The organism is Falsiroseomonas oryziterrae, assembly GCF_021864505.1.
GTDB lineage: Bacteria > Pseudomonadota > Alphaproteobacteria > Acetobacterales > Acetobacteraceae > Falsiroseomonas > Falsiroseomonas oryziterrae.
The window spans coordinates 1-16,932 of record NZ_JAKJIB010000055.1 but is presented as its reverse complement, the minus strand read 5'-3'; the positions used below and the strand labels follow the sequence as shown (position 1 = coordinate 16,932).

The following is a 16,932-nucleotide window of genomic DNA, read 5'->3' as shown; positions in this document are numbered from 1 at the left end:
GCGTGCGCCGGCCAGCGCGATCTCGCCCGGGAACGCGACCTGCATCGCCCGGGCGAAGGCCGCGACGCGCGGATGGCGCAGCCCGGCCAGCGCGCAGCCCAGGCTGTCGAGCAGCAGCCGCCGCGCCTTGCGCTCCGCCTCGCTGCCCTCGGGCGGCCCGTGCTGCGCCCAGGCGATGATAGGCGAAAACGTCACTCGGCGCGTGCGCCGGAACGCTGCACCGCCTCGCGCCAGACCTGCCGTTCGCGCGCAATCAGCGGCGCCAGCGCGGCGCGGCCCTGCGGCATGGCATCGGCCTCGCGCTGCGCCAGCACCGCGGCCCAGGCCGGGCTTTCCAGCACCGCGCGGAACGACGCCTCCAACCCCGCGAGCACGGGCTCAGGCAGCGCGGACTGGGCGAAGACGCCATACCAGGGGCTGGCGTCGAAGCCGGCCAGCGTCTCGGCCACGGCGGGCACCCCGGGCATGGCCCGGAAGCGCTGCGCGCTGGTCACGCCGATGGCGCGCAGCGCGCCACCCGGGCGCACCTGCGGCGCCGAGGTCGCGAGCCCGTCGAAGGCGACCCCGATCGTGCCCGCGACCATGTCGGTCAGCAGCGGCGCGCTGCCGCGATAGGGCACATGCGTCATCTCGACGCCCGCCATGCTGCGGAACAGTTCCATGGAGAGATGCGTGAAGGAGCCGACGCCGTTCGAGCCATAGGCCATGCCGCCCGGCGTCGCGCGGATGCGCGCGATCAGCTCGGCCACGTTGGTGACCTCCGGCAGCGCGCGCGGCGAGACGACGAGCAGGTTGGGCTGCTGCGCCAGCATCGCGATGGCGGTGAAGTCGGTGTCGGGATCGTAGGACAGGCGCGCGAACAGTGCCTTGTTGATCGCGATGATGCCCTGTGTCGCGACCAGCAGCGTCGTGCCGTCCGGCGCGGCGCGCGCCACGGCCTCCGCCGCCAGGTTGCCGCCGGCGCCGGCGCGGTTCTCCACCACCACCGGCTGGCCGCTGCGCGCCTGGAGCTGCTCGGCGCAGGCGCGGGCGAGGATGTCGGTCAGCCCACCCGGCGCGAAGGGCACGACGAGGCGCATCGTGCGCGGTTGCGCGCGCGCGATCGCAGGTGCGGCGAGCAGGGCCAGGGCGGCGCGTCGGGCGATGGAGCGGGTCATGTGAAGGCCTCTGGAGTTCGTCTTCGTCTGCGATACAGGGGGCGCTGCGCCCTCGACCGCCGTTGCACGGCGCCGTCAGCCCGTCGGTGAGGCCGCTCCGGTCAGCAGAAACACGCGGCTGTTCGAGGATCTGAGCCGGACGGCTGCTGCTTCCTGGTATTGCGCGGACCGGTAGAACGCCTCCGCCTTCTCGCGGCTGTCGAACTCCAGCACGACGAAGCGCTGAGGCGCGCGTTCGCCTTCCAGCGCCTGCGGATCTCCCCCGCGCACCACATAGCGGCCGCCATGCGCCGCGATCGCCGCCTGCGCGAGCGGCATGTACTGCCTGTAGGTCTCGGGGTCGGTGACGTCGATCTCGGCGACGACATAGCCCTTCTGCATTCGCTGCTTCCTCCGCTGACCAGGCGACCCGTTCCGGGCGGCCGAATCGCGCTGCCCCTAGAAGAAGGTTCGGATCGCACCGACGACGGCAAAGTCCTCGTCCACCAGCGGGATCACCTGCCACTTGTCGAAAGTCGTGCAGGGATGACCGACGCCGAGGACCACCACGTCGCCGACCCGCAGCAGCCCGTCCGCCGGCCCGATCAGGTAGCCGTGCTGGTCGTTCATGCCGCTCACCTTGTGGAAGGCGCCGAAGGGCATGGCGGTGGCGAGGTCGCCGCCGCGCAGCAGCCGCAGCGGCACCGGCCAGCCGGTGTCGAAGCTGATGTCGCGCTTGCCGCAGGTGATGATCGCGCGGCCCGGCTCGGGGATGGACTGGACATGCGCCCAGACCTCCATCGCGGCCCGCAGGTCGCCGGGCGGATAGTCGAGCGTCAGGCTCTCCTTCCGCATGCGGCGATAGGCCTGCTCGTAGCCCATGCTGTCATGCGTGAGGTAGCAGCCGCTGCGCAGCACGCGCCGGACCGGCCGGCCGAGCTCCCCGGCTTCCGCCAGCCGCGGGCCGATGCGGTCGAAGAAGGCGGTGCCGCCGGCGGTCAGCAGGATCTCCTTCGTGCCGAACAGGTTCTCGGCCGCGCAGGCGCGGGCGGTGGCGGCGAGGCGGGCGAGGAAGGCGTCCACCTGCGCCGTTTCGCTCAGCAGTCCCTCGAAGGCCTCGACGCCGGCCAGCACGAGGCCCGGCGCGGCGGCGATGGCGCGCGCAACCTCCAGCGCGGCGTCGAGCGTGCGCGCGCCGGTGCGCCCGCCCATCGCGCCGACCTCGAGCAGCACGTTGAGCGGGCGGGACAGCCCGGCGCGAGCGGCGCCCGCGGCCAGGCCCTCGACGACCGCGAGGCTGTCGGCCAGGACATACAGCTCGAAGCCCGGATCGCGGATCGCGTCGAACGCCGCGTCCACGGCGATGCGTCCGACCGGCTGGTTCGCCCAGATCGCGCGCGGCACGCCGAAGCGGCGCGCGACCTGCAGCTGGTGCGCGGTGGCGACGGTGATGCCCCAGGCGCCCTCGGCCAGCTGCAGGTTCCAGAGCTGCGGCGCCATCGTCGTCTTGCCATGCGGGCAGAGCGAGAGGCCGTTGCGCCGCGCGAACTCCGCCATCCAGCGCGCATTGCGCCGCATGACGTCCACACGCAGGACCGCGAGCGGCAGCGGCATGTCGGGCAGCCGCCAGCCCTGGCGCGCAACCTCGTCGAGGCGGAGCGAGGCGCCGGGCGGCACGCCCTTCACCGTGCCATCCAGCGCGAAGCCGGCAATGACCTCGTCGCGCGGTGCGAGCGGGTCGGAGATCGGCGTGCCGTCGGTCATCGGATCACGCCCTGTAGTCCGGTTCCTCCCTGTCGAGGATCCTTCGCCACGCATTCAGGTGCAGCCGCGCGTCGTAGCGGTCGCCCCAGGGGCCGTTGTAGCGGCGGCGCAACCGCTCCGGCAGGTGATGCATCGCCTGGCCGGTGGACATGGCGGTCATCTGGTACATCGCTGTGCGCTCGGCGATGAAGCATTCGTCGAAGGCGTCGGCGACCGTGGGCCCGACTACCGTCACGCCATGCCCGCGCATCACCATCACCGACTTGTCGCCCAGGCAGCGCGCGATGCGGTCGCCTTCCTCGTTGTGGTGCACCGGCTCGTCGCCCTCGTGGTCGTAGACGATGCGGTCGTTGAGGGCGAGGTTGTTGTGGTGCGATAGGTGCATCTCCGCGTCGCGCAGCAGCGACAGCGCGGTCAGCCAGCGCGGATGCACGTGGATCACGCAGGCCGCGTTCGGGTTCAGCAGGTGGATGCGCGCATGGATGTGGAAGGCGACCTTCCGCAGCTCGCCCGTCCCGCGCAGCACGCGGCCGTCGAGGTCGCAGACGATGAGGTCGGAGGCCTTGAGCTCCTGGAACAGGTAGCCGCGGGGGTTGATGAGGAAGCGCGCCTCCTTCTCGTCCGGGAGCATCAGCGAGTTGTGGTTGCCGATCTGCTCGTTCCATCCCTCGCGCGCCGCGACGCGGAAGACGGCCGCCATGTCGCAGCGCAGCTCCCACTCGCGCTCTTCCGCCGCGCTGTTCGTGCGGGATTCGATGATGGCGGACATCTGCGTTCCTCCTGCCTTTGCGGCGAGCCTACATATCCCTGGCGATGACCGCCACGGGGTCCCCGGCCTTCACGCGACCCGCGAAGCGCGCGCACCAGAGCAGCCCGGTCGCCTTGTAGGACAGCGCGATGGGGGGCGCGGCCGGATCCTCGATGCGGTGCAGCAAGCCGGCCGGCGCCCCGGCCTCCACCGTCGTGCCGAGCGGATGAGCCGCTTCCCAGATCCCGTCCACCGGGGCGAAGACGTAATGCGCCAGGTCGGGCACGGTCATGCGGCGGGACTGGCCGTACTCGCCGACCTCCGGCAGGCCCTCCAGCACGCCGGCGTGACGCAGCACGTTGCGCACGCCGCGTTTCGTGATCGTGAGTGCCGCGGGGTTGAGACGCCCGCCGCCGCCGAGCTCGGAGGACAGTGCGACGACGCCGCGCTTCTCCGCCGCGGCCAGCAGTGTCGGGCCGGCATTCACCTCCCTCAGCAGCAGGGTGATCGGCGCGCCGAAGGCGTCCGCCATGGCGAGCGTTCGGGCCTGCATGCCGGCATGGTCCAGGATGTGGCCGACCGCGGATGGCAGGATGTCCATCCCCGTGCCGCCGCTGTGCAGGTCCATCTGGAAATCGCAGATCGGCAGCAGCACGCTGTCCACGAAATGCGCCAGCGACAGCGCGAAACCGCCGAAGGGCTCGCCCGGGAAGCAGCGGTTGAAGTCGCGCCCGTCGAGTGGGCTCAGCCGCTTGCCCGCTTCACAGGCCGGGTAGTGCATGGCCGGCAGCAGGATCACGCGGCCCTGCACCTCCTCGGGCCTCAGGTTTCGCGCGAGGTCGAGCAGCGCGACCTGGCCTTCGTACTCGTCGCCATGGTTGCCCGCGGTCAGCAGCACGGTCGGGCCGGTGCCGTTCGCCACGACCACGATCGGCACCTGGATGGTGCCCCAGCCGGAATCGTCACGCGATTGCGGCACGCGCAGGTGGCCGACCTGCCGACCTGTGCCCCAGAGGTCCACCTCTGCCACGATCGGAGAGTTCGTCACCGCCAATTCCCCCGATTGAACCTTGCCGCGACCCAACGCTAGCATCGTCCGGACAAATAAGGAGAGGGGACGGCGATGCTGACGCGACGCGATCTGGGCCTGGCTGCTGGAGCCGCCGCCCTTCTGCCCTTGGCGAAGCCAGCGCTGGCGCAAGGCGCCCGCGGCACCGTTGTGATGGCGCAGCAGGCACAGCCGCCGAGCCTCGACGCGCAGGTCACCACGGCGCAGGCCAGCCGCAACATCAACCTTCACGTCTACGAGACGCTGTTCGCGCGCGACGAGGCCGGCAATCCGCAGCCCGACCTGGCAGAGGGCGTGGATGTGTCGCCGGACGGCCTGACCTATCGCTTCTCGCTGCGCGACGCGCGCTTCCACAACGGCAAGCGGATGACCAGCGCGGATGTCCGCGCGAGCCTGCAGCGCTACGGCCGCGTCGGCGGCTCCGCCTTCATCATGCAGCCGGTCGAGGCGATCGAGACGCCGAACGCCACCACCGTGGTGGTTCGTCTGAAGGAGCCGAGCCCCGGCTTCATCGCCGGCATCTCCTCTCCCCGCGCGCCCTGCGCGATCATCCCGGAGGAAGAGGCGGGCAAGGACGCCTCGCGGATCGAGGTCATCGGAACCGGCCCCTTCCGCTTCTTGGAGTTCCGCCCCGACAGCCATGTGCGACTGACCCGTTTCGGCGACTACGTGCAGAACACGCGCTACCAGGGCATGGACGGCTTCGCCGGCCGCAAGGTGGCGAACATCGAGAACATCATGATCCGCTTCGTGCCGGAGGCGGGCGCGCGCACCGCGGGCCTGCAGACGGGCGAGATGCAGATCCTGGAAGCCATCGCGGTGCCCGCCGCGCAGCGCCTGCGCAACGACCGCAACCTCGTCATGCACGAGATGATGCCGTGGTCGTTCCAGACGCTGATGCTGAACCACGTCCAGCCGCCGATGGACAACCCGGTCTTCCGCCGCGCGCTGCAGGCGGCGCTCGACCTCGAGGAGATCATGGCGATCTCCACGGACGGGCTCTACCGGATGACGCATGGCTGGCAGCATCCGGGCACGACCTATTTCGCCGGTGACGTCGGCCGCCCGCTCTATAACATCAACAACAAGGACCGCGCGCGCGCCCTGCTGCGGGAGGCGAACTACCGCAACGAGGAAATCATCATGCTGGGCGACTCCAGCTTCTCCAATCACCAGGCGACCATCGTCACGGCGGCGGAGCAGCTGCGCAGCGTCGGCATCAACGTCCGCACGGTGATCACCGACTGGCCGACGGCCTTCAGCCAGCGCACGCAGCGCACCGGCTGGCACATGTGGGCGCTGATGCTGGGCATCGAACCCTATGAAGGCCCCTATGGCGTCGTCGGCTTCTTCAGCGGCCACCAGCCGGTGCAGCATGCGCGCGACCCGGTGATCGACGATTGCCAGCGGCGGCTGACGACCAGCCTGGCCGAGGCGGACCGCAAGCGCGCGGTCAGCGACTTCCAGGCGCGCATGTACGACCAGGCGATCGCCATCAAGTGCGGCGACGTCGGCATCGTGCAGGCGACGCGGGCGCAGGTGCGCGACTACAAGCCGTACCGCATCCCGCGCATGTGGGGGATCAGCCTGGCATAGCGGGTGCTGCGATACGCCGCGGGCCGCCTGCTGGCGGCCCTGCCGGTCCTGGCCATAGTCTCACTGCTGTCCTTCGGCATCGTCTGGATCGTCCCCGGCGACGTCGCGGTGGAGATGGCCGGTCCCACCGCGACGGCGGAAGAACTGGCACGGCTGCGCGAGCGCCTTGGCCTGACGCGTCCCTGGTATGAGCAGCTTGCCGGCTGGTACGGCGCGCTGCTGCGGGGCGACCTCGGCGAGAGCATCCTGCTCCGCCAGGGCGTCGCGCAGGCGATCGTCGAACGGCTGCCGGTCACCCTCTCGCTGACCTTCACCGCGCTCGCGATCGCCTTCGTCTGCGGCACGGCGCTCGGCGTGCTGGCGGCAGTGCGGGCGGGCCAGGCGGCAGACCGCGTGGCGATGGGCACGGCGCTTGTCGGCTTCTCACTGCCGGATTTCTGGCTCGGCCTTGTCTTCGTCTACGTCTTCGCCGTGCTGCTCGGCTGGCTGCCAACCGGCGGCTACGTGCCCTTCAGCCAGGATCCCGCAGGCTGGGCGCGGTCCATGCTGCTGCCGGCGGCCGCCCTAGCGCTCTCGCAGATGGGGCTCTTCGCGCGCATGACGCGCGCCGCGATGCTCGAGGTGCTGCGGCAGGACTATGTGCGCACGGCGCGCGCGAAGGGCATGCCGGGCTGGATCGTCATCGGCAAGCATGCGCTGCGCAACGCGCTGATCCCGGTGGTGACGGTGGCCGGCATCGCGGCCGGCGTGCTGCTCGGCGGCGCGGTGGTGATCGAAAGCGTGTTCAGCCTGCCTGGCGTCGGCCGCCTCATCGTCGGCGCCATCCAGCGGCGCGACTATCCGGTTATCCAGGGTGGGCTGCTGCTGACCGCGACGATCTTCGTCCTGGTGAACCTCATCGTGGACCTGCTGTACGCGGCGCTCGACCCGAGGATCCGCCATGGCCGTCGCTGAGGCCGCCGTGCCGATGCCTGCGAAGCGCGCGAAGCCGCCCGGCGCGATCTCGCGCCTGATCGCGCACCCGTCCTTCCGCTGGGGGCTGCTGCTGTTCGGGCTGGTCGCGGTCTGCGGCCTGCTGGCCGACTGGCTCGCGCCCTTCGATCCGCTGCGGAACAATTTCCGCACGCGCTTCCGGCCGCCGGACGAGACCTTCTGGTTCGGTACCGACCGCTTCGGGCGCGACATCCTCTCGCGCACGCTGCACGGCATCCAGGTGAGCCTCCGCATCGGGCTAGGCGTCGCGCTGCTGACCGCCCTGATCGGCGGGCTGATCGGCGCTGTCGCGGGGTTCTGGCAGCGTGCCGATGGGCCGCTGATGCGCGTGATGGACGCGCTGATGGCCTTCCCGGCGGTGCTGCTCGCCATCGCGCTGGCCGCGGCACTCGGCCCGTCGGAGCTGAACGTGATCGTGGCGCTGTCCATCGCGTACGTACCGCGCACCGCGCGCGTGATGCGCGCCGGCGTGCTGGTGGTGCGGGAATTCCCCTTCGTGGAGGGCGCGCGCGCCATCGGCGCCTCGCCCGCCCGGGTGCTGCTGCGCCACGTCCTGCCCAACGCCATGGCGCCGCTGGTCGTGCAGCAGACCTATGTCTTCGCGCTGGCCGTGTTGGCGGAGGCGGTGCTGAGCTTCCTCGGCGTCGGCCCGCCGCCGCCCACGCCGACGCTCGGCGGCATCATCGCGGATGGGCGCGACTTCATCCAGGAAGCGCCCTGGATCAGCCTAACACCGGGCGTCGTGATCGCGCTGGTCGTGCTCGGCCTCAACCTGATGGGCGACGGTCTGCGCGACGCGCTCGATCCTCGCCTTCGCACGGCCATCCGATGAGCCTGCTCTCGGTCCGGGATCTCGCCGTCTCCTTCGGCGGCACGCGCGTGCTGGAGGACATGTCCTTCGACATCGCCGAAGGCGAGGTCCTCGGCGTTGTCGGCGAGAGCGGCAGCGGCAAGTCGATGACCGCGCTCGCCATCATGGGCCTGCTGCCGATGGGCGGCAGCGCCGCCGGCCGCATCCGCTTCGAGGATCGCGACCTGCTGGCCTTGCCGGAGCGCGAGATGCAACGCCTGCGCGGCGAGCGCCTCGCGATGATCTTCCAGGAGCCGATGGCCTCGCTGAACCCGGTCTTCACGGTGGGTGAGCAGATCGCCGAGGTGCTGCGCCGCCACCGCGGCATGGACCGTCGCAGCGCGCATCGCGAAGCGATCTCTCTGCTGAAGCTGGTCGAGATCGCGGCGGCGGAGCGGCGCGTCGACGAGTATCCGCACCAGCTCTCTGGCGGGATGCGCCAGCGTGCGATGATCGCCATCGCACTGGCCTGCCGGCCGAAGCTTCTCATCGCCGACGAGCCGACCACCGCGCTCGACGCCACCGTGCAGGCCGGCATCCTCGACCTGTTGCGCGGCCTGCGCCGCGAGCTCGGCATGGCGGTGCTGCTGATCACCCACGATCTCGGCGTGGTGTCCGACATCTGCGAACGCGTTGTCGTGATGTATGCCGGCCGCGTGGCGGAGACCGGTGCGGCCGATGCGATCTTCGCGCGCCCCTCGCATCCCTACACGCAGGCGCTGCTCGCCGCGATCCCGCGGCTCGACGGCCCGATCGGCGCGCTGCCGGCCATCGGCGGCGTGGTGCCCGCGCCCGCCGACTTCCCGCAAGGTTGCCGCTTCGCGCCGCGCTGCCCGCACGCGCTTCCTGCCTGCGAGGTCGGACCACCGGCGCTGCGCACGACCGTGTCCGGCACCGACGCCGCCTGCATCCGCGTGCAGGAGGTGGCATGACGGCCCTGGTGCAGGCGGCGGCGCTGGGCAAGACATTCGCGGGCGGCGTGCGTGCGGTGGATGGCGTGGACTTGGCGATCGCGCAGGGCGAGACGCTCGGCCTCGTCGGCGAATCCGGCTGCGGCAAGTCCACCCTCGCCCGTGTGCTCATCCGCCTGATCGAGCCCGATGCCGGCGCGCTGACTTTCCGCGACCGCGACATCACGCATCTGCCGGATCGCGCGATGCGGGCGCTGCGGCGCGACATGGGGATCGTGTTCCAGGATCCCTTCGGCAGCCTCAATCCGCGCATGACCGTGGGCCAGTTGATCGCCGAGCCGATGTGGATCCACGGCATCGGCGACCGCGCGGCGCGCCGCGCCCGCGTGCCGGAACTGCTCGGTCTGGTCGGCCTGCTGCCGGAGCACGCGTCGCGCTACCCGCACGAGTTCAGCGGCGGCCAGCGCCAGCGCATCGCGATCGCGCGTGCCCTGGCGACCGAGCCCGCCTTCCTCGTCTGCGACGAGCCGACCAGTGCGCTCGACGTCTCGATCCAGGCGCAGGTGCTGAACCTGCTGCGCGACCTGCAGGAGCGGCTCGGCCTCGCCTGCCTCTTCGTGAGCCACAACCTCGCGGCGGTGCGCCACATGGCCCCGCGGGTGGCGGTGATGTATCTCGGCCGCATCGTGGAGGAAGCCGCGCGGGACCGCCTCTTCGCCGCGCCGCAGCACCCCTACACCCAGGCGCTGCTCTCGGCCGCCTCGGAGCCGGGCAGCGAGCGCCGCACGCGCATCGTGCTGAAGGGCGAGGTGCCGAGCCCCGCGAACCCGCCCTCCGGCTGCCGCTTCCGCACGCGCTGTCCGCGCGCCGTGTCGCGCTGCGCGGAGGAGGAACCGCAACTGGCCGAGGTTGCCCCCGGCCAGCGCGTCGCGTGTCATTTCCCGGGCGCGCTGCGCCCGGAGGAGCTCAGCGCCCCTTGAACTGCGGCGGCCGCTTTTCCATGAAGGCGCGGCGCCCCTCGATGTAGTCCTCGCTCGCGAAGCACTGCTTCACCAGCCGGTCGCACAGCGCCTCGTCCGCCATGCCGCGGTCCTTCAGCGCCTCGCGCACGATGACCTTCACGCTCGCCACCGTCAGCGGTGCGTTGCCGGCGATGGTCTTGGCGTAATCCACGACGAACTCCTCGAGCTTGTCGTTCGGCACCACGCGGTTGACGAGGCCCATGATCCGCGCGTCCTCGGCCGACCAGCGCTTCGCGGTGAAGAAGATCTCCTTCGCGAATGACGGGCCGACGATGTCGACCAGGCGCCGGATGCCCTCGATCGGGTAGCCGAGGCCGAGCTTGGCAGCGGGCACGCCGAAGCTCGCCGTCTCGCCGCAGATCCTCATGTCGCAGGTGACCGCCAGCGCGGTGCCGCCGCCGATGCAATGGCCCTGGATCATCGCGATGGTCGGCTTCGGGCAGTCGGCGAGCAGGTCGTAGACCTTCTTCGTCTGCGCCTGGTAGGCGTTCACCGCCTCCTCGCTCGCGCGCTCGCTCTCGAACTTCGAGATGTCGGCACCGGAGACGAAGGCCTTGCCGCCCGCGCCGGTGACGATCACCACGCGTACCTCGGGGTCGGCGGAGAAGTCGGTCAGGATGCGCTCCGCCGCCTGCCACATCTCCATCGACACGGCGTTGTGCCGCTCGGGGTTGTTGAAGGTCATCCAGCCGATGCCGTCCGCCTTGCGGGCCAGCATCTTGTCCGTGCCCGTCACGAGCATCCCGTCCATGGTCGCAGTCTCCCTACACAACCTGCCGTGCGCGCAGGTCGTCGATCTGCGCTTTGGTCAGTCCCAGCTCCGCCAGGATCTCGTCCGTGTGCGCGCCGATCTCCGGCGGGTGGGACACGATCTTGGCCGGCGTGCGCGACAGCGTGATCGGCTGGCCCACATAGGCCACCTCGCCGCGGTTCCCGCCGTTCAGCGTCTGCGCGATGCCCAGATGCTTCACCTGCGGGTCGGCGAAGACCTCGTCGATCCGGTAGATCGGGCCGCAGGGCACGCCGGCCTCGTTCAGCGCCTCGACCCAATGCGCGGTCGTGTTGGTGCGCGTCGTCTTCTCGAGCTCGGCATTCAGCTCGTCGCGGTGGTCACTACGGCCCTTCGCCGTCTTGTAGCGTTCGTCGGCGAGCAGGTCCTCGCGGCCCAGGCCGCGCGCGCAGCGTTCCCAGATCTTGTTGCCGCTGGCCGCGATGTTCATGTAGCCGTCCGAGGTCTGGAAGACGCCGGTCGGGATCGAGGTCGGGTGGTTGTTGCCGGCCTGCTTGGCGACCTGGCCTTCCATCAGCCAGCGGCTCGCCTGGAAATCCAGCATGAAGGCCTGCGCCTGCAGCAGGCTGGTCTGCACCCACTGTCCCTTGCCTGACACCTCGCGCTCCAGCAGCGCGATCATGATGCCCTGCGACGCGAAGATGCCGGCGCAGAGATCGGCGATCGGGATGCCGACGCGCACCGGCCCCTGGCCGGGCAGGCCGGTGATGGACATCAGACCGCCCATGCCCTGCGCGATCTGGTCGAAGCCCGGCCGCCCGGCATAGGGCCCGTCCTGCCCGAAGCCCGAGATGGAGGCGTAGACGATGCGCGGGTTGATCGCCGACAGCGCCTCGTAGTCGATGCCGAGCCGCTTCTTCACGTCGGGGCGGAAGTTCTCCACCACCACGTCGGCGGTCTCGACCAGCTTCTTCAGCAGCGCGACGCCTTCCGGCGACTTCAGGTTGAGCGTCAGCCCGCGCTTGTTGCGATGCAAGTTCTGGAAGTCGCTGCCATGCCGCGGCCCGCCCATCGGATCGCCCTCGTCGAGCGCGGGCGGCATCTCGATCTTGATGACCTTGGCACCCCAGTCGGCGAGCTGGCGCACGCAGGTGGGCCCCGACCGGACGCGCGTCAGGTCGAGGACAGTGAAACGGGAGAGGGCGGTCGAAGGCTGCGGGGCGTGTCCGTCGGGCATGGGCGTCTCCTTCGGTCGCTTCCTTATCATCCGCCGGGGCGGGCGCAAACTGTTGACAGATGACAGTCGCCGGAGGCAGCGTCCGGCGCATGGAGGAAACCGCCGCGACAACCGCCGGGGCGAGCACGGGCGGCGCGCAGAGCGCGCTCGAGATTGTGCGCACGCGCTCCCTCTCCTCCCTCGTCGCGCAGGAGATCGAGCGGCTGATCCTCTCCGGCGCGCTGGCGGCCGGGGAGCGGCTGAACGAGCAGCAGCTGGCCACCCGCCTCGGCGTCTCGCGCGGCCCCGTGCGGGAAGCGGTGCGGGGGCTCGAGCGCAGCGGCCTGGTCGTCGCGGTCCGCAACCAGGGCAGCTATGTCCGCCAGGTCAGCGCGGACGAGGCGCTCGAGATCTACGACCTGCGCGCGGCGCTGACGGGCCTCGCCTGCGCGAGGCTGGCCGAGACCGCGACACCGCAGCAGGTCGCGGCACTGCGCGCGCTGGTCAAGCGCATGGACGAGGCCCGCAAGGCCGATGAGCCGCCCGCCTACTACGCGGCCAACCTGGAATTCCACGCGGCGCTGCTCGCCTTCGGCTCCGGCCCACGCGCGCGGCGGCTCTACGAGGAGCTCGGCAACGAGCTGCACCTGTTCCGCCGCCGCGCCCTCGTCCAGCCCGAGAACATGCGCGAGAGCAACGCCGAGCACGCCGCCATCCTGCGCGCCATCGCCGCGGGCGACGCGACCGCGGCGCGCGCGGCCGGCGAGACGCACATCGCCGGCGGCAAGCGCCGCTTCCAGGCCACGGACACCAGCACGCCGCACCCGGGCAAGTCAGGGCAAGCGGCGCAGAAGGGAGACAACGGACATGACGGACAGGATGATCGGCCGCCGCGGCCTGCTCGCGGCCGGCTCGGCGCTCGGCGCGGGGCTGCTCGCGCCCGCTAGCCTCCGCGCCCAGGAACGCTTTCCCTCGCGCACCATCGAGGTGGTGACGCATGCCGGCGTCGGCGGTGGCACCGACATCACCGCGCGCATGATGATGGTGGCGGCCCCCGGCGAGTTCGGCCAGGAATTCACCGTGGTGAACCGCACTGCGGGGAGCGGCGCGCAGGCGCTGCAGTACCTCGCCAGCCGTCCGGCCGACGGCCACACCATCATCCTGATGACCCAGACGCACCTGCTGACCATGCTGCGCAACCGCAGCCTGCCGCAGCTGTCGGACCTCATCCCGCTCGCCCGCGCGACGGAGGACCCGCAGATGGTGCTGGTGCGGCGCGACAGCCCGCTGCGCACCCCGGACGAGTTCCTCTCCGCCGGGCGCGCGCGCTCGCTCCGCTTCGGCGGTACGCATGTGGGCGGAGTGGACCATGTCGCGATCTTCGCCTTCGGCCGCGCCGCGGGGCTGCAGCAGCCGACCCTGGTGCCGTTCCGCGGCGGCGGCGACATCGTGATCAACCTCGTCGGCGGCAACATCGATGCCGGCCTGCTCAACCCGGCTGAGGCCGAATCGCAGCTCCGCGCCGGCGAGGTGCGACCGATCATGGTGCTGTCGGAGCGCCGCATGGCCGGCTTCCCCAACGTGCCGACCGGCAAGGAGCTCGGCATCAACACCGTGGCCTCCACGGTGCGCGGCTTCGCGGTGCTGCGCGGCACGCCGGACGATCGTGTCGCGCGGCTCGAGCAGGGGCTGGTCCGCGCCATGTCCGGGCCGATCTACCGCGGCTATCTCGACAACACCGGCCAGTCGCCCGACAGCGTCACCGGCCGCGAGGCCTGGGGCCGCCAGCTTACCGGCTTCTACGAGGAAGGGCGCGAGGCCCTGACCGCGCTCGGCCTGCTGCGGTGAAGCCCTCGGCGGCGCCGTCCCGCTGGAGCAACACCAACCGGATCAGCGCGGCGCTCGTCGCGCTGGTCGCGGCGGCTGCCTTCGCGGGAACATTCTTCTTCGATCCCGTGCCGCCGGGCTTGCCCGGGCTCGGCGCGGTCGAGTTCCCGCGCCTCATCTGCGTCATCATCCTCGGCCTTGCGCTGTTGCTCGCGCTGCAGGAGCCCGGGCCGCCGGATCCCGACAACGTGGCGCCTGACCGCGGCGCGCTGATGATCTGGGCCTGCTGCCTGCTCTTCGTGCCGGCCATGGCGCTGTTCGGGATGCTGGGTGCCGGCTTCCTGTTTCTGGTCACTACCGGCTGGATCTGGGGCGAGCGCCGCGCGGCCCTGCTCCTCGGTGTCGCTGGCGCCTCCACGCTGGTGCTGTGGCTCGTCTTCGTGAAGGTCTTCCGGCTGACGCTGCCCGGCGGCCTGCTGTTCGGGACCTGACATGGAAGCCTTCCTCGGCGGCCTTGCCGTCATGGCCGATCCTTACGTGCTGATGATGGTGGTGCTCGGCACCGTGCTCGGCATCTTCGTCGGCGCGCTGCCCGGCATCAGCGGGTCCACGACGATCGCGCTGATGCTGCCGATGACCATCGCGATGGGGCCGATCCCGGCGATCTGCTTCCTGGGCGCGATCTACTGCGCGGCCAATTTCGGCGGCTCGATCACCGCCATCCTGGTGAACGCGCCTGGCGATCCCTCGGCCAGCGCCACGGCGCTGGAAGGGTACAAGATGGCGGAGAAGGGACAGGCGGGCCTCGCGCTCGGCATGTCCGCCGTCTCGTCCGCGATCGGCGGCATCGTCAGCGTCGTCGTGCTGATCTTCGCCGCGCCCATGCTCGCGCGCGCGGCCTACAATTTCGGTCCCCCGGAGTATTTCGCGCTCGCTCTGTTCGGCCTCTCGATGTGCGCCGCGATCGGGGGCGACAGCGCCGTGAAGAACCTGATCGCCGCCGCGCTCGGGCTGCTGATCGCGACGGTCGGGATGGACCTGACGACCGGCGTCGAGCGCTTCGCCTTCGGCGTCATGGAACTGTCCGACGGAATCGGCTTCGTGCCCGTCCTCATCGGCCTTTTCGCGGTCGGCGAGATGCTCGACCAGGCGGCGCGACGCTATGGCCGCGCGCAGATCGTCTTCGCCGACGCGGCCCGGGTGCCGGGCTGGCCCGAGATGAAGAAGTGCATGCGCTCGATCTGGATCGGCAGCGGCATCGGCACCTTCATCGGCGCGCTCCCCGCGCTCGGCGCGACCACCGCCGCGCTGATCGGCTACAACGAGACGCGGCGCTGGTCGAAGCACAAGGAGGAATTCGGCAAGGGCAGCATCGAGGGCGTCGCCGGGCCGGAGGCCGCGAACAACGCCGCCGTCGGCGGCTCCATGGTGCCCACCCTCGCACTCGGCATCCCCGGCAGCGCGACCACGGCGATCATCCTCGCGGGCCTGATCGTGCAGGGCATCCGGCCGGGCCCGCACCTGTTCACCGAGCAGCCGACCCTGCTCTACGCCGTCTTCGCCTCGATGCTGGCGGCGAACGTCTTCTACCTGGTGATGGGCCTCTACATGGCGCGCCTCTTCGCGCGGATCAGCCTCATCCCGCCCGCCTTCCTCTGGCCGACCGTCTTCGTGCTCAGCGTGATCGGCGCTTACGGCCCGAACCAGTCCATGGGCGACGTCTACGTCATGCTCGTCGCGGGCCTGGTCGGCTTCCTGTTCCGCCGGGCCGGCTTCTCGCCGGCGCCGCTCATCATGGGCCTCGTGCTCGGCGCGATGGTGGAGGAGACGCTGAAGCAGAGCCTGATCATCTTCGGCGACGATGTCACCGGCTTCCTCGGCCGGCCGATCGCGCTGGTGCTCTTCGCAGTCACGGCGGCCGGGCTGCTCTGGCCGGTCGTGTCGCGGCTGATGCGCCGCGGCGCGCGCGCGGCCTCGGCCTGAGGCCGACGGTCAGGCGGGCGCCAGCCCCACGGTGAGCCCGCCGCAGACATAGACGACCTGGCCGGTGACGAAGCCGGCGCGGTCGTCGAGGAAGAAGGCCGCGGCATGCGCCACGTCCGCGGGCGTGCCGAGCCGCTTCACCGGCACGCCCTCGATGATGGCGCGGGTGCGCGGGCTGTTGTCGGGGTTCGCGCGGCGGAACAGCTCGGTCGCGATCGGGCCGGGGCCGATGGCGTTCACCGTGATGCCCTGGCTCGCCAGTTCCAGCGCCCAGGTCCGCGTCAGCCCGATCAGCCCGGCCTTGCTCGCCGCATAGGCGCTCCGCAGTTCCTTCCCCAGCGCGGCGCGGCTCGCGACGTTCACGATGCGGCCGAAGCCGGCGTCGCGCATCGCCGGCAGCACGGCCTGCGCGGCGAGGATCGCGCTGCGCAGGTTCACGTCCATCACCGCCGCGAGGTCCTCGGCCCGCGTCTCCTCGAGCGAGGCCGGGCGCACGATGCCCACGTTGTTGACCAGCCGCGTCGGCGCATGGCGCGCCACCGCCTCGGCCAGAGCGGCACGCGCGCCGTCGAGGTCGGCGAAGTCGCAGGGGACGAACGCCTCGTTCGGTAGCAGGTCCTCCGGCTCGCGCAGGTCGAGCGTCACGGGCCGCCAGCCCGCCTCCGCGGCGCGCCGAACGATCGCGCGGGCGATGGCGCCGGCGCCGCCCGTGATCAGGATGGAACTCAACGGAAGCTCTCCTCCAGCCAGGCGGCGAGTCGGTCGGCCAGCGCCTCGCGCCCCGCATCCAGCATCATCAGGTGCCCCATGCCGTCGAGCAGCTGGAAGGGCGCCGCATGCCAGGCGGCGGTGCGCACCACGGCATCGGCCGGTATCAGCGCGTCGCGCCGCGCGCCATAGACGACGCAGGGCTTCCCCAGGCTCCAGGCGGGCGGGATGGGCTGCGGCGCCTGCGCCTCCAGCAGCGCGGCGCGACTCTCGCCGCCCAGCCGCATCAGGTGCCGCGCCGCCGCGGCATCGGGCAGCGCGGCCGAGAACAGCGCGCGACGCAGCAGGGCGGCCTCGGCCGCGGGGCCGGCGGGCTCCG

Annotated in this window: 19 protein-coding genes; 9 read left to right on the top strand and 10 right to left on the bottom strand. The window is 71.2% G+C overall.

The window, feature by feature from the left end:
* The 6 genes from L2I40_RS07285 to L2I40_RS07260 all read right to left on the bottom strand — a co-directional run.
* A partial coding sequence (locus L2I40_RS07285) for an MmgE/PrpD family protein (RefSeq protein WP_237214235.1) occupies positions 1–195 on the bottom strand: 195 nt, incomplete at its 3' end.
* Complete coding sequence (locus L2I40_RS07280) at positions 192–1,157, bottom strand: Bug family tripartite tricarboxylate transporter substrate binding protein (RefSeq protein ID WP_237214233.1); 966 nt, start codon at positions 1,155–1,157, stop codon at positions 192–194. The genes L2I40_RS07280 and L2I40_RS07285, both read right to left, overlap by 4 nt.
* A 75-nt stretch (positions 1,158–1,232) precedes the next feature.
* Positions 1,233–1,538: a DUF1330 domain-containing protein gene (locus L2I40_RS07275; protein WP_237214232.1), complete on the bottom strand. Its 306-nt coding sequence runs from the start codon at positions 1,536–1,538 to the stop codon at positions 1,233–1,235.
* A 57-nt stretch (positions 1,539–1,595) separates the two neighbouring features.
* On the bottom strand, positions 1,596–2,900 hold the full coding sequence (locus L2I40_RS07270) for an alanine racemase (protein ID WP_237214230.1): 1,305 nt from the start codon (positions 2,898–2,900) through the stop codon (positions 1,596–1,598).
* 4 nt (positions 2,901–2,904) lie between these two features.
* Entirely contained in the window at positions 2,905–3,669 is a 765-nt protein-coding gene (locus tag L2I40_RS07265) for a class II aldolase/adducin family protein (RefSeq protein WP_237214227.1), read from the bottom strand.
* Positions 3,670–3,697: 28 nt separating this feature from the next.
* Positions 3,698–4,696: a succinylglutamate desuccinylase/aspartoacylase family protein gene (locus L2I40_RS07260; RefSeq protein ID WP_237214225.1), complete on the bottom strand. Its 999-nt coding sequence runs from the start codon at positions 4,694–4,696 to the stop codon at positions 3,698–3,700.
* 75 nt (positions 4,697–4,771) lie between these two features.
* Here L2I40_RS07260 and L2I40_RS07255 point away from each other — a divergent pair, with 75 nt between their 5' ends.
* Genes L2I40_RS07255 through L2I40_RS07235 form a run of 5 tightly spaced genes read left to right on the top strand, consistent with a single transcriptional unit; the run spans position 4,772 to position 10,047 of the window.
* Complete coding sequence (locus L2I40_RS07255; RefSeq protein WP_237214224.1) at positions 4,772–6,313, top strand: ABC transporter substrate-binding protein; 1,542 nt, start codon at positions 4,772–4,774, stop codon at positions 6,311–6,313.
* A 3-nt stretch (positions 6,314–6,316) separates the two neighbouring features.
* Positions 6,317–7,267, top strand: a complete 951-nt coding sequence (locus L2I40_RS07250; RefSeq protein ID WP_237214221.1) for an ABC transporter permease — start codon at positions 6,317–6,319, stop codon at positions 7,265–7,267.
* The gene (locus L2I40_RS07245; protein WP_237214219.1) at positions 7,254–8,138 is read left to right on the top strand and encodes an ABC transporter permease; all 885 of its coding nucleotides are present in this window, start codon (positions 7,254–7,256) and stop codon (positions 8,136–8,138) included. Before L2I40_RS07250 ends, L2I40_RS07245 begins: the two co-directional genes overlap by 14 nt.
* Positions 8,135–9,088: an ABC transporter ATP-binding protein gene (locus L2I40_RS07240; RefSeq protein WP_237214218.1), complete on the top strand. Its 954-nt coding sequence runs from the start codon at positions 8,135–8,137 to the stop codon at positions 9,086–9,088. The genes L2I40_RS07245 and L2I40_RS07240 overlap by 4 nt, the downstream gene beginning before the upstream one ends.
* Entirely contained in the window at positions 9,085–10,047 is a 963-nt protein-coding gene (locus tag L2I40_RS07235; protein WP_237214217.1) for an ABC transporter ATP-binding protein, read from the top strand. The genes L2I40_RS07240 and L2I40_RS07235 overlap by 4 nt, the downstream gene beginning before the upstream one ends.
* Here the strand turns inward: L2I40_RS07235 and L2I40_RS07230 are convergent.
* Both L2I40_RS07230 and L2I40_RS07225 read right to left on the bottom strand, forming a co-directional pair.
* The gene (locus tag L2I40_RS07230) at positions 10,034–10,840 is read right to left on the bottom strand and encodes an enoyl-CoA hydratase (RefSeq protein WP_237214216.1); all 807 of its coding nucleotides are present in this window, start codon (positions 10,838–10,840) and stop codon (positions 10,034–10,036) included. The genes L2I40_RS07235 and L2I40_RS07230 overlap by 14 nt on opposite strands.
* A gap of 13 nt (positions 10,841–10,853) precedes the next feature.
* Positions 10,854–12,056 (bottom strand): CaiB/BaiF CoA transferase family protein, encoded by a 1,203-nt coding sequence (locus tag L2I40_RS07225; protein WP_237214215.1) that lies wholly within the window; start codon positions 12,054–12,056, stop codon positions 10,854–10,856.
* Between the two features lie 89 nt (positions 12,057–12,145).
* On the opposite strand from L2I40_RS07225, the gene L2I40_RS07220 reads away from it, so the two are divergent.
* Genes L2I40_RS07220 through L2I40_RS07205 form a run of 4 tightly spaced genes read left to right on the top strand, consistent with a single transcriptional unit; the run spans position 12,146 to position 15,845 of the window.
* The gene (locus tag L2I40_RS07220; RefSeq protein WP_237214214.1) at positions 12,146–12,982 is read left to right on the top strand and encodes an FCD domain-containing protein; all 837 of its coding nucleotides are present in this window, start codon (positions 12,146–12,148) and stop codon (positions 12,980–12,982) included.
* On the top strand, positions 12,903–13,883 hold the full coding sequence (locus L2I40_RS07215; protein WP_237214213.1) for a Bug family tripartite tricarboxylate transporter substrate binding protein: 981 nt from the start codon (positions 12,903–12,905) through the stop codon (positions 13,881–13,883). Before L2I40_RS07220 ends, L2I40_RS07215 begins: the two co-directional genes overlap by 80 nt.
* Positions 13,880–14,353, top strand: a complete 474-nt coding sequence (locus tag L2I40_RS07210; RefSeq protein ID WP_237214212.1) for a tripartite tricarboxylate transporter TctB family protein — start codon at positions 13,880–13,882, stop codon at positions 14,351–14,353. The genes L2I40_RS07215 and L2I40_RS07210 overlap by 4 nt, the downstream gene beginning before the upstream one ends.
* Position 14,354: 1 nt before the next feature.
* Positions 14,355–15,845 (top strand): tripartite tricarboxylate transporter permease, encoded by a 1,491-nt coding sequence (locus L2I40_RS07205; protein ID WP_237214211.1) that lies wholly within the window; start codon positions 14,355–14,357, stop codon positions 15,843–15,845.
* Positions 15,846–15,854: 9 nt separating this feature from the next.
* Here the strand turns inward: L2I40_RS07205 and L2I40_RS07200 are convergent, their stop codons facing one another.
* Both L2I40_RS07200 and L2I40_RS07195 read right to left on the bottom strand, forming a co-directional pair.
* Positions 15,855–16,574: an SDR family oxidoreductase gene (locus tag L2I40_RS07200; RefSeq protein WP_237214210.1), complete on the bottom strand. Its 720-nt coding sequence runs from the start codon at positions 16,572–16,574 to the stop codon at positions 15,855–15,857.
* A partial coding sequence (locus L2I40_RS07195) for a hypothetical protein (RefSeq protein WP_456305732.1) occupies positions 16,571–16,932 on the bottom strand: 362 nt, incomplete at its 5' end. The genes L2I40_RS07195 and L2I40_RS07200, both read right to left, overlap by 4 nt.

What these genes read in the sequence shown, in the direction of transcription:
- L2I40_RS07280 (WP_237214233.1), bottom strand. Translation starts at nt 1,157, where the DNA reads ATGACCCGCTCCATCGCCCGACGCGCCGCCCTGGCCCTGCTCGCCGCA.
- L2I40_RS07275 (WP_237214232.1), bottom strand. Translation starts at nt 1,538, where the DNA reads ATGCAGAAGGGCTATGTCGTCGCCGAGATCGACGTCACCGACCCCGAG.
- L2I40_RS07270 (WP_237214230.1), bottom strand. Translation starts at nt 2,900, where the DNA reads ATGACCGACGGCACGCCGATCTCCGACCCGCTCGCACCGCGCGACGAG.
- L2I40_RS07265 (WP_237214227.1), bottom strand. Translation starts at nt 3,669, where the DNA reads ATGTCCGCCATCATCGAATCCCGCACGAACAGCGCGGCGGAAGAGCGC.
- L2I40_RS07255 (WP_237214224.1), top strand. Translation starts at nt 4,772, where the DNA reads ATGCTGACGCGACGCGATCTGGGCCTGGCTGCTGGAGCCGCCGCCCTT.
- L2I40_RS07245 (WP_237214219.1), top strand. Translation starts at nt 7,254, where the DNA reads ATGGCCGTCGCTGAGGCCGCCGTGCCGATGCCTGCGAAGCGCGCGAAG.
- L2I40_RS07240 (WP_237214218.1), top strand. Translation starts at nt 8,135, where the DNA reads ATGAGCCTGCTCTCGGTCCGGGATCTCGCCGTCTCCTTCGGCGGCACG.
- L2I40_RS07235 (WP_237214217.1), top strand. Translation starts at nt 9,085, where the DNA reads ATGACGGCCCTGGTGCAGGCGGCGGCGCTGGGCAAGACATTCGCGGGC.
- L2I40_RS07230 (WP_237214216.1), bottom strand. Translation starts at nt 10,840, where the DNA reads ATGGACGGGATGCTCGTGACGGGCACGGACAAGATGCTGGCCCGCAAG.
- L2I40_RS07225 (WP_237214215.1), bottom strand. Translation starts at nt 12,056, where the DNA reads ATGCCCGACGGACACGCCCCGCAGCCTTCGACCGCCCTCTCCCGTTTC.
- L2I40_RS07220 (WP_237214214.1), top strand. Translation starts at nt 12,146, where the DNA reads ATGGAGGAAACCGCCGCGACAACCGCCGGGGCGAGCACGGGCGGCGCG.
- L2I40_RS07215 (WP_237214213.1), top strand. Translation starts at nt 12,903, where the DNA reads ATGACGGACAGGATGATCGGCCGCCGCGGCCTGCTCGCGGCCGGCTCG.
- L2I40_RS07205 (WP_237214211.1), top strand. Translation starts at nt 14,355, where the DNA reads ATGGAAGCCTTCCTCGGCGGCCTTGCCGTCATGGCCGATCCTTACGTG.